At 49.9% G+C, this 18794-nt stretch carries 15 protein-coding genes; 7 read left to right on the top strand and 8 right to left on the bottom strand.

All coding sequences use genetic code 11. From position 1 onward, the window contains the following. The first annotated feature begins 756 nt into the window (after window positions 1-756). Complete coding sequence (locus tag AC07OI_RS03805; protein ID WP_492707364.1) at window positions 757-1677, top strand: cation diffusion facilitator family transporter; 921 nt, start codon at window positions 757-759, stop codon at window positions 1675-1677. A gap of 37 nt (window positions 1678-1714) precedes the next feature. Here the strand turns inward: AC07OI_RS03805 and AC07OI_RS03800 are convergent, their stop codons facing one another. The 5 genes from AC07OI_RS03800 to AC07OI_RS03780 all read right to left on the bottom strand — a co-directional run bounded on the left by AC07OI_RS03800 (window position 1715) and on the right by AC07OI_RS03780 (window position 10182). Continuing rightward, window positions 1715-4498: a DUF1631 family protein gene (locus AC07OI_RS03800; protein ID WP_495256338.1), complete on the bottom strand. Its 2784-nt coding sequence runs from the start codon at window positions 4496-4498 to the stop codon at window positions 1715-1717. Window positions 4499-4620: 122 nt separating this feature from the next. Beyond that, complete coding sequence (locus tag AC07OI_RS03795; RefSeq protein ID WP_492707368.1) at window positions 4621-7257, bottom strand: DNA topoisomerase III; 2637 nt, start codon at window positions 7255-7257, stop codon at window positions 4621-4623. Between the two features lie 167 nt (window positions 7258-7424). Further along, on the bottom strand, window positions 7425-7889 hold the full coding sequence (locus AC07OI_RS03790) for a Smg family protein (RefSeq protein ID WP_423006979.1): 465 nt from the start codon (window positions 7887-7889) through the stop codon (window positions 7425-7427). Between the two features lie 64 nt (window positions 7890-7953). After that, window positions 7954-9072, bottom strand: a complete 1119-nt coding sequence (dprA, locus tag AC07OI_RS03785) for a DNA-processing protein DprA (RefSeq protein ID WP_495256337.1) — start codon at window positions 9070-9072, stop codon at window positions 7954-7956. 12 nt (window positions 9073-9084) lie between these two features. Continuing rightward, window positions 9085-10182, bottom strand: a complete 1098-nt coding sequence (locus AC07OI_RS03780) for a LysM peptidoglycan-binding domain-containing protein (RefSeq protein ID WP_492707372.1) — start codon at window positions 10180-10182, stop codon at window positions 9085-9087. 161 nt (window positions 10183-10343) lie between these two features. Between AC07OI_RS03780 and def the strand changes: the two genes are divergently transcribed. The 4 genes from def to AC07OI_RS03760 all read left to right on the top strand — a co-directional run bounded on the left by def (window position 10344) and on the right by AC07OI_RS03760 (window position 13282). Next, a complete protein-coding gene (def, locus tag AC07OI_RS03775) occupies window positions 10344-10868 on the top strand; it encodes a peptide deformylase (protein WP_495256336.1) in 525 nt (174 codons plus the stop codon). After that, window positions 10868-11824: a methionyl-tRNA formyltransferase gene (fmt, locus tag AC07OI_RS03770; protein WP_492707376.1), complete on the top strand. Its 957-nt coding sequence runs from the start codon at window positions 10868-10870 to the stop codon at window positions 11822-11824. The genes def and fmt overlap by 1 nt, the downstream gene beginning before the upstream one ends. Before the next feature lie 208 nt (window positions 11825-12032). Beyond that, window positions 12033-12710, top strand: coding sequence for a hypothetical protein (locus tag AC07OI_RS03765; RefSeq protein WP_492707378.1), 678 nt, complete (start codon window positions 12033-12035; stop codon window positions 12708-12710). After that, window positions 12710-13282, top strand: a complete 573-nt coding sequence (locus tag AC07OI_RS03760; protein ID WP_492707380.1) for a FlgO family outer membrane protein — start codon at window positions 12710-12712, stop codon at window positions 13280-13282. The genes AC07OI_RS03765 and AC07OI_RS03760 overlap by 1 nt, the downstream gene beginning before the upstream one ends. Window positions 13283-13377: 95 nt before the next feature. On the opposite strand, the gene nhaR is transcribed toward AC07OI_RS03760, so the two are convergent. Beyond that, on the bottom strand, window positions 13378-14289 hold the full coding sequence (gene nhaR / locus AC07OI_RS03755; protein ID WP_492707382.1) for a transcriptional activator NhaR: 912 nt from the start codon (window positions 14287-14289) through the stop codon (window positions 13378-13380). A 163-nt stretch (window positions 14290-14452) separates the two neighbouring features. Between nhaR and AC07OI_RS03750 the strand changes: the two genes are divergently transcribed. Together AC07OI_RS03750 and AC07OI_RS03745 are read left to right on the top strand one after the other, a co-directional pair. Continuing rightward, window positions 14453-15136, top strand: coding sequence for a Bax inhibitor-1/YccA family protein (locus AC07OI_RS03750; RefSeq protein ID WP_492707384.1), 684 nt, complete (start codon window positions 14453-14455; stop codon window positions 15134-15136). 3 nt (window positions 15137-15139) lie between these two features. Continuing rightward, window positions 15140-16096 carry a TerC family protein gene (locus AC07OI_RS03745; RefSeq protein ID WP_492707386.1) on the top strand — a complete coding sequence of 319 codons (957 nt, stop codon included), beginning with the start codon at window positions 15140-15142 and terminating at the stop codon, window positions 16094-16096. An 84-nt stretch (window positions 16097-16180) separates the two neighbouring features. Here AC07OI_RS03745 and AC07OI_RS03740 read toward each other — a convergent pair whose 3' ends face one another. Beyond that, complete coding sequence (locus AC07OI_RS03740) at window positions 16181-17881, bottom strand: DUF4214 domain-containing protein (RefSeq protein ID WP_495256335.1); 1701 nt, start codon at window positions 17879-17881, stop codon at window positions 16181-16183. A 274-nt stretch (window positions 17882-18155) separates the two neighbouring features. Then, window positions 18156-18791 carry a response regulator gene (locus AC07OI_RS03735; protein WP_492707390.1) on the bottom strand — a complete coding sequence of 212 codons (636 nt, stop codon included), beginning with the start codon at window positions 18789-18791 and terminating at the stop codon, window positions 18156-18158. Between the last annotated feature and the right edge of the window lie 3 nt (window positions 18792-18794).

Raw genomic sequence — 18794 nt, 5'->3', positions numbered from 1 at the left:
ACCTAAGTTAGTTGGTGCGCTTCACCAAGTGCCCACATTTATTGACTGTTAATTGTTAAAGAACTGAAATCTTTTCTGCCTCACCGGACTACTTATTCATCCAGTCTTGCGTCGCAGCGTTGTGTGCGTCAGCAGCAGAGAAACGAGATTATGAAGCACTTATTCGCTACTGTCAACACCTGCAACTCATTTCGTTTTGTTTCGTTCTTGCGAACTCACTAAACCGTTGCAATCTATTCACAGCACCAGATCTTTCCGCAGCTTTTACTTCTCCGCTCAATTTCCAGTCTTGCTTCACTTTCTTCGCCCGCTCTTCAGCGGGAGGCGAACTATAGCAAACTTCCTCACCCCTTTGCAAGACCCCGGCGTAAATTATTTAGCCGTTTGTGGAAAAGCAGAATCAGGGGTGCGCTACGCGCACCCTTGTCACTTCCTGCTGCTCCGGTGTTTGGCTTCTTGCTTCGTAATGGGCTTTACGAATCAACGTCGTCCGATGGGCTTCTATATTGATGGGCATTTCGCTCATCGACCGAAACCCAGCCATATCCCGGCCTTCTCCTTGAAGGGGAAGGAGTTTGCACGGTTTTGAGAAATGCTGGCATTGCTTCGCGAAGTGAGAGGGACTTTATCAAGCTAAACAGCTCTCTGTGTATCAACCAAACACAAATTCTGCAAAAGCAAACATTCCGAATGCCTAATTGATTATTTGCAGAGAAATCAAGTAAGGTTAGGTTTTTCTCACTTTTAATTATTCTCATGTCTGCGAATTCAGAAGGTTCTACCAAGGCGATTTTTTATGCGCTGGGTGCCAATGGCGGTATTGCCTTGGCTAAATTTGGCGCGGCCATCTTTACGGCGTCGGGGGCCATGCTGGCGGAAGCTATTCATTCCACGGCGGATTGTATTAATCAGATTTTTTTGCTGGTAGGTATCAAGGAAGCAAAGCGTGCACCAGACGCGTCCCACCCTATGGGGTATGGGCGCGTGGTTTACTTCTGGGCCATGATGGTGGCTTTGCTGTTGTTCTTTTTGGGCGGTGCGTTTTCTGTCATGGAGGGTGTAGAACGCCTGAAGCATCCTGAACCTCTGAAGAATCCTATGGTGGCGCTGGTAGTGCTGGGTATTTCTGTCGCCCTGGAAGCATTTTCACTCTACGGGGCGATGCTGGAGATACGCAAGATTTCTGGCGGCAAATCTTTCTTTCACTGGTTCAGAGAAACCCGTCAATCTGAATTGATGGTGGTGGCAGGTGAAGATATCGCTGCCCTGGCTGGCCTGGCTGTGGCTTTTGTTGCAGTGGTGCTGTCGGTGGTGACTGGTAACCCGATCTGGGATGCGATTGGTTCCATCGTCGTGGGCATACTATTGATGGCTGTTGCATTTTTTGTCATCAGGGAAGTCAAGGCCATGATTACTGGCGAGTCTGCTGCGCCGGAAGTGAATGAAGCTATACGCGCGCATATAGCCAGCCACCCGCAAGTCGATCACGTCATCAACCTGATTACCCTGCAATGGGGTGAGCAGTTAATGATCGCGGTACAGGCAAAAATGCGTCCACAAGGTTCTGACCAGGCGCTGATTGCTGCCATCAATGAAGTGGAAGACGGCATACAAAGCAATTGGCCACAGGCGAAGTGGTGTTTCTTTGAGCCGGACCTGGATAGTACTGACGACTAGAAAATCTGAGCTGATGAATCTGGTATGGCCGGTTTTTTTAAACCCGCACATTATCGACTTCATCAGCAGACTTGAGCAGGGTGTGGATGGCACGCTCAAACAGAGGTTCATCTTCCACAAAACGCAATTTGCCTGAGTCCAGCAATTCACAAAGCACACGTATGCTGAGTACGGAAGGAAATTCATCCCCTTTCATGCTCAGCACGACATAGATCAGATTCGGATCTACCCAGCGCAGGCAAGCCTTGGCATTGAGCTTCTCGGTTTTTAAATCAATCAGCGCACCGCAGACTATGCGTTCAAGGTAGGCTGGATTGAGCTCAGGTTCAGCGGGGGTATTAACAGTGATGACACCTTCTGCAGGTGGGACTTGCTTCTGAACTTCCTTATCCAGCATCCTGATACGCAAACCCAGTTCACCAAACACGCCTAGTTGATACAGTTCCCGGGCAAATTCATAATGATGAACCTCGGAATGTTCTATCGTATCCGGCTGATTAGTGAATTGTTCAAAACGCTCATGCATGGCCGGCAGGCTCAGGCCCTGCGGCTTTTTGCTGTCGGCTGGCGGGCGCAATGCTTTGGAATGGGCATCTGCCAGCCAGTTCAACAATTTCTGTTGCCTGGGTTTTTCCAGGTCCATCAAGTCCATGCCATGCCGCAAGGTTCCCACCATATTTGGCAGCATGGATGACAGCAAGTTCCTGTCGTCATTATCCAGCTTGGGAAAGACACTCCATAACAAGTCGGGGACCAGCAGGCGATAACGTCTGGCCAACAAGGCATCTGTCCTTTCAGCCACTTCTATTGCCCTGACCCATTCTGTCCTCAGGAAGCTGCGGAAGGACATCTCCACATTCACTTTTGGCATGGCTTTGCTGATCGCCACAGCAATACAGGCAAAGCGCATGAAGCGAATTTCTGCTTCACCCAAGGCTTTTACGGTGCGGTGTATATGCTGATTATTGGTACGCAATTCACGGGCAATGAAGGTTTCAAACCTGTTTTGTATGCGTGAAAACAGTTCTGGCACTTCACTATCGTGCCGCATCAGGGTCTTGATGATGCGGGCGATTTCTTCAGTCACATGGTTATCAACATCACCGATTTGCTGGGCACTATAGGCAATCGAGCAAATCCGGTTCAACAAAAGGCGGGCCGGGTGTTTGCTATCGCTGAGCAGATTTTTTTCTTTCAGTGCCAGTTGCAAGATGAGGAATTGCAAGCGCCCCAGACTGATGCGTATATTAAACGGCACCAGTTCATCACACAGCATGACTTCAAACAGCATAGAAACCAGGTCTATGCTCATCTGTTCTTCGGTATCCTTGGCCAGGCTATATAAGGCGTCTTTTTGCTCGCGTATCAGGTTACGGATTTCACCCTGCCCGTCCTTCATGGATGCACTGTCAGGCACCATGACCTTGTGCATTTGTCCCAGCACCTTGGACAAACCCATGCTCATTTCTGGCGGCAGCGATTGCACGTCTGCCCTTTGTTTGAGCTGGGCTTCTATATTTTGTAAATGCGAGGCAATCAGGGCGGCAGGTACCTGTATCTGATCAGAACTACCCGCACCTACGGACGCTGGCAAACCAGAGTGGGCGAATTGACCGGAGCGCGCCTGACCAGGTGTATTAGTTGATGTATTAGATCCAGCCTGAGAGTTATCCCTGACCGTGAAAGGAATACTGTCGCCTGCATGCTTATCCCTGCGGAGACTGGCAGGTGCAGCCTCACCAAAAGCCTGGCGCAAGACACCACCCAAAGCACTGTTACCACTCAGCCAGGCAGGACCCGCATTGGCAGGTGAAGTGCCTGGAGACGGCATTCCGGCATAGGGATTGGATGCTGCTGCCAGCATGCTGCTGGCATTTTGTGCAAGTACCGGAGTGGCCGCAGGCAGAGACAAGGGCTTGCCACGTACCGTTTGAAATAATTGTTCGAGGCGCACACCAGGACTGGCCATGGCAGTCTGTTGTGCCGCCGGGAAAGCGCCCTGGTTTTGTACCTGGACTTGGCCCTGGCCTGGACCTTGTGCGCCCGGAAAAACACCTGCCTGCATGGTGGAATAAGCACCTCCACTTGCGCCACCAGTGCCACCGGAGCCACCTGCCCCACCGAATCCGCCCTGTTGTCCAGCAGCTGGGTTGCGGGTCTGTTGTGATTCTGGCGCCTTGCTGATCTTGAGTGCCAGATTCGCACTGATGCCCTGTCGTTCCAGAGCTGCATTGGCCGCTTCATAGATGGCAGACATGGTGCCAGCCATGGTTTCACCCAGTTGTTCTATCAGTATGGCTTCTGTATCTGGCAGCAATTTCTGCTCTTCCACCGCAAGAAAAACACAACGCGCCAGCAAATAAGGCCGGAAGGGATTTTCCCTTTCGCGTATATCATCTTGCCCAAATAAGACCGCGATACGGATATTCAAATCCAGCAAGGCTTGCCCGGCTTTATCGCGGAAATTCTGCGTCATTTCATTAAAACGCAGTGTAGTCTCAAAGGTAGAAGAGTCCAGCAGAGCCAGTTCAGTTACCTGGCCTAAAGCAGAGGCTGGCCTGAAGGTGCTGTAGGCGGTGGTAATACTGCGGTCCAGTAATTGCTCAAGGTGGACAGGCATGGCGCGGGAAATGGCATCCCATTTTTCTGGCAGGATGGCGCGCGCACTGACAATGCGGCTTTTATCAGCCGAGGAAGTGCCGTTGTAATTCGCCTTGGTCAGCAATGCTTCCAAAGCTTCGGGCAGAATGCCGGGTACTGCATGATTAAATGCATGAGTAAATTCAGCGCGAGCACTGGATAAAGACTCGTTTGCGACCATGTGCACCCTATATCTAGAAAATCACCTTTTAACAATACGCGAAAATGACTGACTCTGCCAGGAAAGTGCCAGATTTGACACTTTCCACCTAGAGTTTATCCCGATTCACACAGGATAAATGATCAGGCCGCCTTCTTTTTCCTGACTACGGTTTTTTTTGCGGGTGCTGCTTTAGCTGCAGTTGTGGCCTTGGCCCTGGTCACTTTGGTGGCCGCAACTGCAACCGAACCTTCCGCATCAGGCTCTGCCTTGGCCTTGGATTTGCCAGCAGCAGGGGCTTTGGCCTTGCGCTCTTCAAATTCAAAACTGACCTTGCCATCCTTGCCGCGCACCAGAAAAGCCTTGAATGGGCGGCGGGTACGTTGCGAGATAAAGCCAGGCAACAAGTCTGTCTTGCCGTCATTCAACAATTTGCCCATCTGCTCAGGCAGAATTTCTTGCTGCAGGATGATGCGGCCACTGCGGAAATCGCAAGTCTTGGGTTTTGCCATGAATTTTTCACAGACATAGGCCAGACCCATTTCATACACGCCATTACCGCATTTTGGACAAGGTCCGAGCGAAGTTTGTTCGGAAAAATCGACAGGTTCCCCATCTTCACCTTCGTCCTGGTTCTGGCCAAAATCAAATTCCAGCTTCAGGTTATTGTGCTCAGTGTCCGGCACGATCTTCAAAATGGCTGCAAATGGGCGTCCCATTTTGGAACGGAAGCCTTGCAGCGGGCCGATTTCACGTTTGGCCAGTAACTCTTCCACTTCAGCAACTTCAAACTGACGGCTACCAGGTGTCTTGCTCATGGAGAATTCACACTTGGTACAGGCAAAGCGACGATAATTCTCTTTGACCACACCACCGCAATGCGGGCAGGGGGTATGCAAGGTTGCATAGTCACCCGGGATAGTGTCGTTATCGTATTCCTTGGCGCGCTTGACGATGATCTGGGTCATCTGGGCAATCTCGCGCATGAATTCTTCACGGCTGATCTTGCCTTTTTCCATTTGCGAAAGCTTGTACTCCCACTCACCGGTCAGTTCTGGTGAGGTCAGTTCATCTACGCCCAAACCGCGCAACAGGGTCATCAACTGGAAGGCTTTGGCGGTAGGCATCATTTCACGGCCTTCGCGCAACAGGTATTTCTCGTTCAGCAAACCCTCGATGATAGCAGCACGGGTAGCTGGTGTACCCAGCCCTTTGCCTGCCATGGCTTCACGCAGGTCACCGTCATCGACCAGTTTGCCGGCGCCTTCCATGGCGGACAACAAGGTTGCCTCGCTGTAACGGGCAGGTGGTTTGGTGACCAGTGCATTCGCAGTAATCTGCTCGGTCTGGACCTTCTCACCTTTGGCAACTGGCACCAGGGTGCCTTTGCTCTCGCCATCTTTTTCTTCCAGACCATCTTTGCCGTATATCGCCAGCCAGCCAGCGCTGGTCATGACCTTGCCTTCAGTCTTGAACTGATGGCCGGATACTTCGGTAATGCGAGTTGTCACCTGAAACTCAGCCGCCGGGAAAAACACGGCCAGGAAACGGCGCGTCACCAGGTCATACAGTTTTTGTTCAGGTTCAGACAAATTCTTTGGTGCCAGACCAGTAGGAATGATCGCAAAGTGATCACTGATCTTGGTGTTGTCGAAAATACGCTTGTTCGGCTTGACCCAGTTGTTTTTCAGGATTTGTGAAGCGAACTGATGGTAATTATTCGTATCAGAGATCGTGCCCAGAGTGTCTTTCACCGTAGGCAGGTAATCTTCCGGCAAATGACGGGAATCGGTACGTGGGTAAGTCAATACCTTGTGTTTTTCATACAAGGCCTGAGCCAGACCCAGGGTATTCTTGGCTGAAAAACCGAAACGGGCATTGGCCTCGCGTTGCAAACTGGTCAGGTCAAACAAGGCAGGCGCTATTTGCGTCGCCGGTTTGGATTCTTCAGTGACGCTGCCCTGGCGGTTACGGCAGGCGGCCACGATGGATTCGGCAGCTGCCTTGCTCCACAGGCGCTCAGCCTTTTTCTCAGGATCGTGTTCGTCTTTCTTGAACTGGTGGTCTTGCCAGCGGCCTTCATAAATACCGGCGGCGCAAACAAACTCTGCCTTCACTTCCCAATAATCGCGGGAGACGAATTTTTTGATCTTTTCTTCACGTTCAACCACGATGGACAAGGTTGGCGTCTGCACGCGGCCCACAGTAGTCAGGTAAAAACCACCTTCCTTGGAATTGAAGGCAGTCATCGCACGGGTGCCATTGATACCGATCAGCCAGTCTGCCTCGGAGCGGCAACGGGCTGCATCAGCCAGAGGCATCATTTCTGCATCGCTGCGCAATTTCTGGAAGCCATCGCGTATCGCACCTGTCGTCATGGATTGCAGCCACAGACGGCTGACTGGCTGCTTAGCCTTGGCATGCTGGGCAATCAGACGAAAAATCAACTCACCTTCGCGGCCCGCGTCACATGCGTTGATGAGGCCGGTGACATCCTTGCGCTTGATCAGCTTATTCAATACCTTCAGACGCGATTCAGTCTTGGCAATCGGGTTCAGGGCAAAATGCGGCGGTATCATTGGCAAATGGGTGAAACTCCATTTACCACGTTTGACGTCGTATTCTTCCGGAACCGTAATTTCCAGCAAATGGCCTACTGCGGAAGAAAGTACATAGTTGTCTGATTCAAAATAATCATCATGCTTGGTGAAGCCACCCAGCGCTTTCGCTATGTCATTAGCGACTGAGGGTTTTTCGGCAATGATGAGCGTTTTTGTCATTTCGGGATTCTCGAATAGGGTAAAGCGTGGTTGCCAATGTCTAATAGGCAACATTTCGCAAAATAAGCGTAAGACTAACCTAAATTTGCGGGGAATGATAAACGTGATAGACGAAAAACCGCAATCTATGCGCGATTTTTGTCATAAAAATTCCATTTAGGAAATGATTAATGCAAAAGCCTGCCCGTGTTGTCGTCATCTGACAACAATAATTCATCGAACATCAGCATGTCAGGCTCGGCGCCCTGGCTCCACAGCATCATTAAAACAATAATGCGCAGTTTATCCAGCGGCAGAGGTGATTCATTGACAACTAATGCCCTCTCAATCACGATTTCGCGTTGATTGGCATTAAGTAATCCGGCAGATTCAAGAAATTGTATGAAACCCAGGGCTGGCGTGCCCAAAGCGACAATTTCCTGCTCAGCATAAATCCTGAAACCCTTGGAAACAGGTGCTGCCGTAGCTGGTTCAGCTGTATTCACAGCCAGACCCGTCAGCCAGTCCAGCGCCTCGGAAATTTCATCCTCAGGGAAACCAACCGCCGACAATTTTTTAGTCAAAGCCGCCGTGTCAGGACACGCATCCGGACGATAATAGGTTTCGTAGAGGTAAACAAGAATATCAAACATGCTGCTACTGTAGCCTTTGCAGCGATTTCAAACAAGCCCCTGCCAATTTGTCATCAAATATCAATCAGGCAAGTCGGCGGTAATAACCACCCGGCAAAGCTTCCAACTGTCCGCTTAATTCCAGCGTTAACAACTCTGTCGTCAGACTGGAAATGTCTATACCTGTGCGGCTGGCCAGCATATCCATATGGACAGGATCAAAACTGATTTCTTTTAAAAGGCCAGCCTCAGATGTATCCATATGCACAGCGCCGGGCTTTGCCAATGTATGCGGTGCAGGTAATGGCACCGACTGCAATTGCAATTCTTCCAATATATCCTGCGCGGATTCCACCAACTTGGCACCTTGACGGATTAACTGATGGCAACCCCTGGACAAAGGTGAGTGGATAGACCCCGGGATGGCAAATACTTCCCGCCCTTGTTCCGCTGCCATACGGGCAGTGATCAGTGAACCGGATTGCGCAGCAGCCTCAACCACCAATACCCCCTTGGCCAAGCCTGAGATGATACGGTTGCGACGAGGAAAATTAGGCGCCAATGCCGGCGTGCTAAGTGAGTATTCACTGACGATGCAGCCGCCTTCTGCAATCAGGTGTGCCAGATTACGGTTGCGTGCAGGGTAAACAATATCGGCACCTGTACCTATGACGGCAATAGTCGAGCCCGGGCCGCGCAAAGCCCCCTGATGAGCGGCGGCATCAATGCCAGCAGCCAGACCGGAGCTGATACACAGGCCAGCATTACTTAAAGATTCGGAAAATTGCTCAGCATTGCGTATGCCTTGCACGGTGGCATTACGGCTACCAACAACGGCGACCGTGGCAGCCTCCAGCAAGGCAGCACGGCCTTTGACGTACAACATCAGTGGGGGATCGGGGATTTCCAGCAAGGCACGTGGATACCCTGCGTCCGCCAGTGTCAATATCAGATTACCTGGCTGTTCTTGCCAGATCAGGGTCTTGTCCAGTTGCTGCTGAAAGTCAGGTGGACTGGCCAGCAAGGCCTTGGCCAGTCTTGGTGTGACTACTTCACTGAGGGCGGCATGACTCGCAGCAAAGATCTGCTCAGGCAGACCAAATACAGCGAGCAAACGGCGTGCGGACTCATTGCCAACTCCTGGCGTTTGTTCCAGCCTTAACCAGGCACTTAAATCCTGGTGTACATCCAAACCAAGCGCCATCAGCAAGCGGAATTATCTTGGCGATTTAGCTGCGTCACCCACTTTGACGATATCTTTCACCTGCATGATAAGGCCGTAGGAGACATTATTGAATACACGGAAGATAAACAAATCACCAATAGGTTCATCTGGCAGTTTGACTGATTTATTGGCATCGGTTTTATCCTGTATCACTCTGCCATAGTTATACAAAGTGAGGACTGTACCTATATTCAAGCCATCATTCTTGCCGCGATTGATAGAAACGATCTGGTTCTGACCTGCCGAACCGACACCGCCATAGACGGATACGATACGGGCATCAACGTCTTCTTTAGGTGGATGCGGCACATAATTCAAAATCGGGGAAGGAGGAATAGGCATCAGACGATCACCCACTGCCATCTCTTGTTTTGACCTGACGACAGAGAAAGTATGCACGTCACTCTCGTCATTGCCTTCGCGTTCAAGCTTGACCGTACCGAGGTACACGGCCTCGTAGGCGATGATGGCCTTGGTGACGGGGTCGCGCAAAGGCACGCCCGGACGGAAAACCTGGAACGAGGTGCTGCCATCCAGTTCACCCCGGACATAAGCCTGTTCATTCAGACCCAGGTTGACACGACCTTCCTTGGTGGCAATAATGCGCGGCGCGACAGCCAGGTCATCGTCTTCCAATATCAAAGGCTGGGACAGGAACGGCTCTATCACAGACGCCGCGATAGCCGGGATGGCATTTTCACCCAAGCCCTGAACACGCGATTTTGGATTCCACTTAACGGTCGGCACGCCGCCTGGATTACCAAGACGCAAGCGGCCATTGACACGGTCAAAATAGACGATCTGGCCAGGATATATCCAGTGCGGGTTCTTGATATCTTCCTGGTTCATGCCCCAGACCACAGGCCAGCACCAGGGGTTTTTCAGGAACATGCTGGATATGCCCCACAGCGTATCCCCTTTGACGACGACATGCTTGTCTGGTGCCTCTGGCAAGAATTCGCACTTGGTTTTGCTGGCAACGGCTTGCGCCTGTGCCGTGGTTGCCTGTCCACCAGCCGCAAGCGCCCCGGTAGAAATCAGGGGAAGACTGACAGCGAAGATGGAAGCGATTGTGCTAAACTTTTTCATGAATAATATCCGATGCAAAATACTGCAATACCGCAAGTGAAGGCGCGCAGGCAGGCGCAATCTTGCAAAACTTGCCAAATTGAATCAAATTCTGCCCATAAATCCTTGAACTAGCAAGAAAAACTGCGCAATAAGCATCAAAGCTTGTTGTGAAAAGTCTTATGACGATACTAAATATACTGCGCTACCCCGACGCGCGCCTCCATAAAGTGGCAAAACCGGTAACACAATTTGATGAACGCCTGAAAACTCTGGTCGCCGATATGGCCGCAACCATGTACGACGCTCCTGGCGTTGGCCTGGCTGCTTCGCAGGTCGATGTGCACGAGCAACTGGTGGTCATTGACGTTTCAGAAACCAATGACCAGCTACAGGTATTCATTAATCCAGAGATACTCTGGGCCAGTGAAGAACGCAAGGTTTATGACGAAGGCTGCCTGTCTGTACCCGGCATTTATGATGGTGTGGAACGCCCGGCCGAAGTCAAGGTACGCGCCCTGGATGCTGATGGCAAGCCATTTGAAATCCACGCAACTGACTTACTGGCAGTCTGCATACAACATGAAATGGATCATCTGAAAGGCAAGGTATTTGTCGAATACCTGTCGCCAATGAAACGCAACCGTATCAAAACCAAGATGCTGAAAGAAGAACGCGAAGAGCAACGCAGACGGGCTGAACGTTAATGCGTGTTATTTTTGCCGGAACCCCTGAATTCGCCGCTACCGCCCTGCAGGCCATCCATGCGGCGGGTTTTGAAGTGCCTCTGGTACTGACTCAGCCAGACCGCCCGGCAGGGCGTGGCATGCAATTGCATGCCTCTGCCGTCAAGCAATTTGCCCTGCAGCATGGCATAGCTGTGGCGCAGCCACAGTCTCTGCGACTGGATGGCAAATATCCTGACATTGCCAAAGAAGCGCATGATCTGCTCAATAGCACGCCCCATGATGTCATGGTGGTGGCTGCCTATGGCCTGATCCTGCCACTCTCGGTATTAACCATCCCACGTCTGGGTTGCCTGAATATCCATGGTTCGCTCTTGCCTCGCTGGCGTGGTGCCGCCCCTATTCACAGAGCGATAGAAGCAGGCGACACCGAGACTGGCATCACCATCATGCAAATGGAAGAAGGTCTGGATACCGGCCCCATGTTGCTCAGGCAAAGTATTGCCATTACAGATACAGATACTACCGGCATCCTGCATGACAAACTTGCGGCAATGGGTGGTGAAATGATTGTTGCTGCTTTGCAACAGTTGCAAGCTGGCACGCTCCCGGCAACCATACAGCCCGAGGCTGGTGTCAACTATGCGTCCAAGATCAGTAAAGAAGAAGCTGGCCTGGACTTCAACTTGCCTGCAGAGGTACTTGCAAGAAAAATACGTGCCTTCAATCCCTTTCCCGGTACCCATGCTCAGTATGCTGAAACCACCATCAAAGTGTGGGGTGCAAAGCTGCTTGAAACAACTGGTAACCATAAACCTGGGCAAATACTATCGGCGAATGCAGAGCAAGGTGTTATCGTTGCCTGTGGTCAAGGCTCGCTCGGCTTGACTGAATTGCAAAAACCCGGTGGCAAACGACTTTCAGTGACAGATTTCCTACAAGGATTTGCTTTAATTGAGGGACATTTTTTCAGTTAGCTGAAAAAAATGAAGCAAAAAAGCTACAACTTTCCTTAATAAACAGTGGTCTGTGCATGATATCTGCGGGAATAGTTCAATTAATGCCTTGCTGCAAGCAAAATCTTTGTTGCCTGCGGCTACTTGTTGTATTCTCTTACACTGAATTATTGCCATTTTCGTTTTCGATAACAAAAACTCTGACTAAGACCTAAAAAAAGGTGAGCTCATGAAGAAATTTCTTCCCATTGCCCTGGCAGCCGCGCTGTTGGCAGGTTGTGCAACTCCATACAGTGAAACGCCCTTAGCAGGCAATTTTCCGACGACGACGCAAAATAAATTGCAAGCGGCGTCGCACTGGCTCGTCATCGCGAAAGATGTAGCAGAGCAAATCAAACTCGGAACCGACAAGATAGGCGCACCGGTTTATGTCATGCCGCCAGAGAAAGATAGCCAATTTACTCAGGCTTTCTACACTCAGATCATTACTTCCCTCGTCAATCAGGGTGTAGTTGTCAGGAAAATCAATGACGGTACTGCGCAAGTTGTCAATATCGAAACTCAGTTGGTACGTTTTTCACCTGACCGCCACCAAAACAAACGTTTTGTGAGCGTGACTGCGATTGGCGCAGGTATTGCTGCCGTGCATGGCCTGGGTATACCGGTCAAAACAGATGCAGTCCTTGGCGGACTGGCACTGGCAGGCGCTTATGACTGGACCAACTGGGTCAATCAGGAATATGCCAGGGGCGCTACACCCAAGCATGAGCTGATCGTGACAACATCACTGGTGAAAAACTCGCAATATATCGCTCGCCGTACCGATGCTTACTATGTCGCTGATATGGATTGGACACTTTACAATAGAGACACTGATTTCAACTTCCGTGTCGTTGGAGGCCAATAATGATGAAAAGTGCAGCTCTCGTCATCGCTTCAGCTATTGCACTCAGTGCTTGTGCCAATCTGGGTCTGGGTAATACTCCGCCACCAGCTGCCGCATCCCCTGTTCCGACATGGAAAGATGCTGAATCCAATGAATTCATCCCGGCTAATCAGCGTGCAGCAGATGCACTGATCAACAATGCTGGTTTGAAGCTTGATCCTTCGCGTCCATTGATTATCGCTACTCTTGCCAATATCAACTTCCTCGAAGAGTCTTCTACATTTGGCCGCATCATTGCTGAACAGATTTCGGGTCAGTTCACCCGTCGTGACTACAAAATGGTGGAAATGAAATTCCGCGACAAGGTATTCATGAAGCAAAATGTTGGCGAATTGCTGCTAACCCGTGAAATCAAGGATGTGGCTCAAAATCATAGTGCCCAGGCAGTCATCGTCGGCACTTATGCCGAAGGCGACAAACTGGTTTTTGTGAATTTGAAACTGGTCAAACCTAGTGACAATACCGTGATCAGCTCGGTTGATTATGCTATCCCTATGGATAAAAATATCAAGACTCTGTTGGGTCGCCGATAATCCGGATTTGCTGGCCGAAACCAGCCTCAGCATTAAAAGCTAAAAAGCGACAGCATATGCTGTCGCTTTTTTTATGCATTACTCTTAAGGCAGTGTCATTCATCACCCATAGCAAACAAATCATCACGGGCAGCCCGGCTGATGGCAAGCACTGCCGGATGGGTCAATTTACGCTGTACCGAAATGGCATAAAACTGCTCCCTGATTTCATCGGTCTGCCCGAGTAACTGCACGTCATACTGGCGCATGACCAGGTCAGCAACGACCGTCGGCGCTGCAAAAAAACCAGCACCGGCCTGGCCGAAGGCACTCATGAGCGCACTGTCATCAAATTCACCGGCAATACGTGGATGCAAACCCTGATGATCAAACCATTGCAATAAACGGGCTCGCAAGGCCGCATCTTCTCCCGGCAATAAAAAAGGTGCAGCTTCCAGGTTTTGCGGAAATGTTTGTGGATATTGTTCCAACAAACCCCTGGTCGCAAAAAAACTGATGCCACACTCTCCCAGTTGATGACTATATCCACGGACATTGGCACTGACTGGCATAGGGCTATCCGACATGACGACGTCGAGCTTATGGGTCGCCAGGTCAGCCAGCAAGACTTCCAGCTTGCCTTCGCGGCAATTGATGCGCAAGGTTTGCGGCAACTTCAGGGCCGGTTCCAGCAAACGATACGCCAGGGTTTTGGGCAAGGCATCAGATACACCCACTCTTAACTGTACGGTACGTGCCGTGGGTCTATGATGCAAGACCTCTTCCAATTCTTGTCCGAGAGCAAAAATATCATCGGCATAGCTTAAAACCAGGTGCCCTGCCTCAGTCAATTCCAGGTTACGCCCATTTTTACGAAACAGGGCTTCACCCTGGATTTCTTCAAACAGGCTCAGTTGTCCGCTAATGGTTTGCGGCGTCAGATGTAATTGCTCACTGGCACGGGCAATACTTCCAGCCTTGGCCACCATCCAGAAGTAATGCAAATGCTTGTAATTAAGGCTGGGCATATGATTTTGGTCTATTTGGCAATACATCGGTTTATACGACTATTTATTCAATTATATTCGACTTTTCTTGTTTATCCACCAGGTCTACACTAGCTCTACCTTCTGTTGAGAAGGTGAAGCCATTTTGCGTATATGCGTGGCTCCAACATTTCAGGAGAAAAGCATGAAAATCTTGAGTCGTTCTGCCAGTGATGCACAAACCGTCGCCTATAGAGACAGTAATGTCAGCGCCGGCCATAAAGTCTTGCGCAATACTTATATGTTGTTGTCCATGACATTGCTGTTTTCAGCAGTGACCGCGGCAGCAACTGTTGCCTTCAATATTCCGGGTCCCGGCATCTTGCTGACTTTAGTGGGGTACTTTGGCTTGCTATTTGCGACCACTAAATTGCAAAACAGTGGTTGGGGTATTGCATCTGTGTTCGCCCTGACCGGCTTCATGGGTTATACCCTTGGCCCTATGCTGACACGTTATCTGGGTATGCCAGGCGGTACCGGCATCGTGATGACAGCCATGGCCATGACAGGTTTGATCTTCATGGGCTTGTCTGCTTATGTACTGATCAGCAAACGTGATTTCAGTTTCATGGCGGGCTTTTTGATGGTGGGTATGCTGGTCGCTTTTGTTGCCAGTCTGGGTGCGATTTTCTTCCAGATCCCTGCCCTGTCGTTGACGATTTCTGCCGTCATGGTCTTGTTGATGTCGGGCATGATCCTGTTCGAAACCAGCAACATCATTCACGGTGGCGAGACCAATTACATCATGGCGACTGTCAGCCTGTACGTCACCATCTTTAACCTGTTCACCAGCCTCTTGCACTTGCTGGGCTTTATTGAGAAAGAATAAGAAATGATCCATTCCGTCGCTCAGCCCTGGATGTGGGCAGTATTTATCGCTTTTGTTTTACTCATGTTGGCAATCGACGTGCTGGCCCTTGGTGGTTCGCGCGCTCATAAAGTCAGCGTCAGGGAAGCGGCGGCATGGTCTATCGTCTGGGTCAGCCTGGCCTTGTTATTCGATTTTGGTCTGTGGATTTATTTGTCTGACACCGTTGGTCGTGAAGTGGCTACGGCCAAGGCCATGGAATTTCTGACCGGCTACGTCATAGAAAAATCCCTGTCGGTTGATAATGTATTTGTCTTCCTGCTGATCTTTGGTCACTTTGCAGTGCCGCCCCAATACCAGCGCAAGGTTTTGCTGTACGGCGTACTGGGTGCCATCGTCATGCGAATTATCATGATATTGGCTGGTAGCTGGGTGGTAGCGCAGTTCTCATGGGTGCTGTATCTGTTTGGTATTTTCTTGCTGATCACAGGTATGCGCATGCTGGTGGCAGCTGAACAGGAACCTGATCTGGAAGCAAATCCAGTCTTGCGTCTGGCGAAAAAACTGCTGCCTTTCACCAAAGAGTTTCATGCGGAAAAATTCAGCATCAAGGAAAACGGCAAGCGCTTTTTCACCCCCTTGTTCCTGGTGTTGATCCTGATAGAAATATCCGACGTGATTTTTGCTGTTGATTCGATACCGGCGATTTTTGCTGTGACGACTGACCCGTTCATCGTGTTCACATCAAATATCTTTGCCATCATGGGCTTGCGTGCACTGTATTTCTTGCTGGCAGATATGGCAGACCGCTTCCATCTGCTGAAATTTGGCCTGGCGTTTGTGTTGATGTTTGTCGGTATCAAGATGCTTATCGTGAAATGGATGCATGTACCAACCAGCATCTCACTGATCGTTATCGGCACCTTGCTCGGCAGCTCAATAATTGCCAGCCTCGTGGTCAGCCGCAAAAAAACTGGCTAAGCACAAGCCAAGCAGCAACTTTATTTCCCTTTTTACGATTCCCCTTGGCACATCACAGCAAGACCGTGATGTGCCTTTTTTCAATCAGGTAGATATTACTTCCAAACTAAGTGCTTGATGTGCTTGCCCAATCAATGCCACCGGTGTCGCTAAGGTCACCACATCTGAAGACGCCACATGACCAGCAGCAAGCTGCACTGGACCACTAAACATCAGCACATCATGCTGCAATGACGCAGAAGTGAAATTGGTCAGTAAAGTAGGATTGACTATACTTTCTACCGCCTTGTCGTTGAGGTCTATCATTGTCACCGAAACCACACCACCATTTTTTATCATGCTTTGCAATTGCGCGTTCGTGGATGCCCCTAAATTGAAATCAACTGTGGTATCCGAGCTAAATATACTGTCATCGTAAGCAACCTCTCTGCCGTTAATTTTCAGGATAGCTCTCTTAAGCAGGTATTCCAATGGATTGATGGTCGCTCTTACCAGCAGATTCGTATTGCTGCTATTAATCGTATTGGCAACAATATTTCCTCCGACGGGGATAATAGAAATATTGCTTGCAGGCGTACCGCTAACATATTTAAATGTGTGGTTAACCTGATAGCTATTGAATCCATAGACCAGATTATTTCCAGCAGCATCAGTAATCACCAGACTAATGTCGCCACCATAATTGGGCGCCGTAAAATAGCTATCATTTAGTTGCGCACCTAAAACTGTATCAAAAGAAAAATTCAATGTGGTGTCTGTTGCATTGATCGTATTGTCAGTTGCCACAGTCAGCCCTTTCAATTGTAAGGCCGCCCTACCACCGGTATTTTCACCTGCTTTGATATTAAATTGAAAACTGTCGAAAACGATTTTTATCTGCTTGTATGCGTCTGACAAAGTCTTGGGATCATAGATCCATCTTTGCACATAAAAGGCAGAAGGAGGCAAGGATGGCGGCGTCGTATCCAATAACAGTCCAAGTTGACCACCGACACTACCTGTATTTCCAAAAATGTCCGAGACTTTAACGCCGACAAATTTATAGCCGTCGTCACCCCAGTTGCTACCGCCAGGGATAGTGATTACCGCTTTATGCGCGTTTGCCTCATCAACGGTGAGCAGATGCGTTACAGACGTAGTGAATGAATTATCGCCATTCATCAATTCCACTTTGTAGCCCGCATAGGTCTGAACCCCTGTCAAATCGACGACAACGTCAATGCCTGCGAGTTTTTCTATTTTATTGATTCCATTGGTCGCATCAGCGATTTTGACCTGCTTGCTTGCCGTCAGCGTCGGTAAGCTACCTGTCGCCGTCACGCCAGAGAGTATGCTGCGCATGACCTCGAATGTGCTGGCAGAGCTATAGCTCGCTGCTTTTGTAGCGGTGTCAAGACTGGCAGTAAAGTTTGCGGCAAAGGTCAGCTTGTTATCTATCGTTGCACCATCCACACTTTGTGGCGTCGCCCCATTCACTATCGCGAGAGCGGCTGTTCCCAAATTAACCATGCCTCCGTCAATCTGGCCAGCCCAGTATTTCAAACCATCTGCATCCGGAGATCGGCCAAACAGGTTTTTATACAAAGCAATGACGACATCAGAAGTGTTTTTCCCGCCATACATGGTCTTGTATTCCACTTGCTCACTGAAGGACTGGGCCAGACTGACGAGAGAAATTTTCTTGGCATCCAGTTGACCTTCCCAATACTGCAAACCAGCAACGTCCGCTGGACGATTGAAATAGGCGATATAGAGTTTTTGTATGGTGCTGGCGTTTATGCCCATGGAATGCCTTATTTATAAAAGTAAAAAATATGGAAGGTGAATTGAGATTCAATTCAAGAAATGCAGTTCCGACAGTTTTTCAGACAGCACAACATCCCTGCCGGAGTAAACGCGGCATGGGAAGATGGCATCACGGGTATCAGCCAGGCAGATTGAACATCAGCCGGGGAATGGAAATTGACTTTGCAGCATGGCGCAAAGTCGTCTCATCGACATCCCTAAATTTTGTCACTTACATATTGTAACAATTTTCAAGGAGTTTGTAAGTAAGCACTTAGTGATCAGGCGTGTATAGCCCAAGACTGCGGGCAGCCAATACTGCCTGGGTGCGGTTGACGACATTGAGTACCCGGAATATCGAGGTCACATGCATTTTCACGGTGATTTCTGCCAGGTCCAGGCGCAGGCCTATCTCTTTATTGGACAGGCCCTGGCAAAGCAGAATCAGGGTTTCTTGCTGTCTGGGCGTCAAAGCCAGCAAGGGTTCTTCCTTGTTGGCTTGTTTGCCACGCAAAGTGATCCAATTAGTTTCAAGTACTTCGTTGGCCAGTATTTTGCGCACCACTTCTATCATCAGGTCGGTGGATACGGCTTTGGATATAAAGGCTTTTGCACCTGCACGCAATGTTGCATCGACCTCACGCCTGTCGTCAGAAGCAGAGACCACGACGATCGCGGCATCTGCATAATGTTTGCGCAGCGAACAGATGGCTTCTACGCCGTTCATGCCTGGCAAGCGCAGATCCAGCAAAATCAGGCGCAGACCGTCAAGCCCGGCCGATTGCGCCAGAGCTTCTTCTGTTGAAGTTACCGCCGCTACATGAGCTGCTCCCAACAAATGCCGCATGAATAGCAGCAAGGCATCGCGGTAGATCGGATGATCTTCAATAATCAATGCAGAAATTGTCATCTG

This window comes from Undibacterium sp. GW821-FHT07F11 (assembly GCF_059418665.1).
The sequence above is the reverse complement of the archived record's forward strand: the minus strand, read 5'-3'. Positions and strand labels throughout refer to the sequence as shown.

What these genes read in the sequence shown, in the direction of transcription:
- AC07OI_RS03780 (WP_492707372.1), bottom strand. Translation starts at nt 10,182, where the DNA reads ATGAAAAAGTTTAGCACAATCGCTTCCATCTTCGCTGTCAGTCTTCCC.
- nhaR (WP_492707382.1), bottom strand. Translation starts at nt 14,289, where the DNA reads ATGCCCAGCCTTAATTACAAGCATTTGCATTACTTCTGGATGGTGGCC.
- AC07OI_RS03760 (WP_492707380.1), top strand. Translation starts at nt 12,710, where the DNA reads ATGATGAAAAGTGCAGCTCTCGTCATCGCTTCAGCTATTGCACTCAGT.
- AC07OI_RS03800 (WP_495256338.1), bottom strand. Translation starts at nt 4,498, where the DNA reads ATGGTCGCAAACGAGTCTTTATCCAGTGCTCGCGCTGAATTTACTCAT.
- AC07OI_RS03790 (WP_423006979.1), bottom strand. Translation starts at nt 7,889, where the DNA reads ATGTTTGATATTCTTGTTTACCTCTACGAAACCTATTATCGTCCGGAT.
- AC07OI_RS03750 (WP_492707384.1), top strand. Translation starts at nt 14,453, where the DNA reads ATGAAAATCTTGAGTCGTTCTGCCAGTGATGCACAAACCGTCGCCTAT.
- AC07OI_RS03795 (WP_492707368.1), bottom strand. Translation starts at nt 7,257, where the DNA reads ATGACAAAAACGCTCATCATTGCCGAAAAACCCTCAGTCGCTAATGAC.
- def (WP_495256336.1), top strand. Translation starts at nt 10,344, where the DNA reads ATGACGATACTAAATATACTGCGCTACCCCGACGCGCGCCTCCATAAA.
- AC07OI_RS03805 (WP_492707364.1), top strand. Translation starts at nt 757, where the DNA reads ATGTCTGCGAATTCAGAAGGTTCTACCAAGGCGATTTTTTATGCGCTG.
- AC07OI_RS03735 (WP_492707390.1), bottom strand. Translation starts at nt 18,791, where the DNA reads ATGACAATTTCTGCATTGATTATTGAAGATCATCCGATCTACCGCGAT.
- AC07OI_RS03745 (WP_492707386.1), top strand. Translation starts at nt 15,140, where the DNA reads ATGATCCATTCCGTCGCTCAGCCCTGGATGTGGGCAGTATTTATCGCT.
- AC07OI_RS03765 (WP_492707378.1), top strand. Translation starts at nt 12,033, where the DNA reads ATGAAGAAATTTCTTCCCATTGCCCTGGCAGCCGCGCTGTTGGCAGGT.
- AC07OI_RS03740 (WP_495256335.1), bottom strand. Translation starts at nt 17,881, where the DNA reads ATGGGCATAAACGCCAGCACCATACAAAAACTCTATATCGCCTATTTC.
- dprA (WP_495256337.1), bottom strand. Translation starts at nt 9,072, where the DNA reads ATGGCGCTTGGTTTGGATGTACACCAGGATTTAAGTGCCTGGTTAAGG.
- fmt (WP_492707376.1), top strand. Translation starts at nt 10,868, where the DNA reads ATGCGTGTTATTTTTGCCGGAACCCCTGAATTCGCCGCTACCGCCCTG.